Consider the following 2,304-nt stretch of genomic DNA (forward strand, 5'->3'; position numbering starts at 1 on the left):
TAGATCTTGCCTGTGGCGCAGGTAGACATACTGCTTTATTGGCTTCTTTGGGTCATCAGATTCTCGCTGTTGACCAAGACATTTCTGCTGTTGAGCCGCTTCGAAGCATCTCCATTCAAATGCAAGCGCTAGATCTTGAGGGCGCGGATTGGCCTTTGTTAAATCAACAGTTTTCAGGCATTGTGGTGACTAATTATTTATATCGCCCATTTTTGGATGAATTGCCCAAAATGCTGACCGAAGGCGGCGTTTTGATCTATGAAACGTTTGCAGATGGGAACGCTGAGTTTGGCAAACCCTCAAACCCCAATTTCCTACTCAAGTCAGGGGAATTGCTTGCTTTGGCTCACCGATCAGACCTTAAGGTCATAGCCTACGAGGATATTTACCTTGATCACCCTAAACCAGCCATGGTTCAGCGGATTTGTGCCGTAAAAGGGCATTTAAAAGGGTGCGTTCCGTTACAATTTGGTGGTTAACATTCAGATAATCAGACACATTAAGTGACTAATACAACACAATCCCAAGCTAGTAAAAAGCCTATCGCAGGCAGTATGCCCGCTATTGTGACGCCGATGTTCGAGGATGGAAGTCTGGATTTTCCGGCTTTACGTTCTTTGTTGGATTGGCACGTTGCTGAAGGTTCTGATGGAATCGTCATTGTTGGTACGAGCGGAGAGTCTCCCACCGTATCCGTGGATGAGCATTGTGAACTGATTAAAGTCGCCGTTGAGCATATTGCTGGACGCATTCCAGTAATCGCGGGTACTGGTGGCAATTCCACTACCGAGGCTATCGAGTTAACTAATTTTGCAAAGTCGGTTGGTGCTGACGCCAGCCTCCAGGTTGTTCCTTACTATAACAAGCCAACTCAAGAGGGTATGTACGCCCACTTCAAGAAAATAGCGGAGTCAGTTGATTTGCCTGTGATTCTTTATAACGTTCCTGGGCGAACTGTTGCTGATCTTGCGGGTGAGACTACCGTGCGTTTGGCCGGAGTGCCGGGTATTATCGGTATCAAGGATGCTACTGGCAGCATTGAGCGAGGCACTTTGTTGCTAGCCGATCTTAAGCGTGCTGGACATGCTAATTTTTCTGTATTTTCTGGCGACGATCTGAGTGCGGCAATGTTGATGTTGATGGGTGGCAAGGGAAATATTTCCGTTACTGCCAATATTGCCCCACGTCTAATGCATCAATTGTGTCAGGCAGCAATGTCTGATGATGTCGTCAAGACACGTACTATTCAATATCAATTACTGGCTGTGCATAAAGCCATGTTTACTGAGGCAAATCCGATTCCTGTGAAATGGGCTCTGCATGAAATGGGCAAAGTCACTGCTGGAATTCGTTTACCTTTAACCCCTTTGAGCGTTGCTTTGCGTGAACCTTTGAAGACTGCAATGAAACAGGCCGGCTTACTATGACGAATGTGATGCAACTTGTGCGCCAGCATTGCGCAACTTTATTTATTCTTTCTTTGGCAAGTTTCTCTCTGCTGGGATGTAAATCAGTAACAACAAACGATACCGTGGATTACAAATCTGCTGGTGCTGTTCGTGGGCCTAATTTGTCCTATCCTCCCGATCTCATTACGGCTCAAGCTGATCGCAGATATATCGTTCAGGATGGCTCCGCTACGATGTCTGAGTACAACGCGGCAGTAAAAAAATCAGTGCAGACTCGCAAGAACGTCATGACCGGCATTCCGGGTATGCGGATTGCTCGTGACGGGGAGCGTCGTTGGTTGGTTGTTGAAAAACCTGCTCCAGAGCTCTATCCACAAATCAAAGATTTTTGGCAGGAGAACGGTTTTCTATTGGTGATTGATTCACCCTCTACCGGCATCATGGAGACGGACTGGGCGGAGAATCGTGCCAAGATTGCACAAGATTTTATTCGATCAACCATTGGCGGTGCGTTAGATTCCCTCTATGACACTGGTGAGCGTGATAAGTACAAGACTCGTCTTGAGGTGAGTAAGCCTGGCGAAACGGAGATTTATATCACTCAACGCGGTGCTTTAGAGGTGTGCACCACTGACAGTACCGGTGCTTGCATCTCTACTATTTGGACTGCACGTCCAAATGACCCTGAGCTTGAAGCGGCATTCTTAGCTCGTTTAATGGAGCGCTTGGGGATGACGCAAGAAATGGCCAAGGCTCAGGTTGCTGTACCGCTTGGTCCCAAGACCCCAAAAGCAAAGTTAGTTCAAGAGGGTGTTAACACTGCCCATATTGAAATGGCTGCAGGCTTTGATCGTGCATGGCGTGACACTGGTTTAGCTTTGGATCGATCTAACTT

The 2,304-nt window shown here is 47.2% G+C and carries 3 protein-coding genes; all 3 read left to right on the forward strand.

What is annotated here, in order from left to right:
* The coding region (locus B7Y67_RS15630; protein ID WP_293599428.1) for an SAM-dependent methyltransferase at positions 1 to 479 on the forward strand (479 nt) is incomplete at its 5' end.
* Positions 480 to 554: 75 nt separating this feature from the next.
* Positions 555 to 1,427, forward strand: a complete 873-nt coding sequence (gene dapA, locus B7Y67_RS15635) for a 4-hydroxy-tetrahydrodipicolinate synthase (protein WP_215303841.1) — start codon at positions 555 to 557, stop codon at positions 1,425 to 1,427.
* Positions 1,428 to 1,435: 8 nt separating this feature from the next.
* A partial coding sequence (gene bamC / locus B7Y67_RS15640; RefSeq protein ID WP_293599429.1) for an outer membrane protein assembly factor BamC occupies positions 1,436 to 2,304 on the forward strand: 869 nt, incomplete at its 3' end.

It is taken from the genome of Polynucleobacter sp. 35-46-11 (assembly GCF_002281105.1).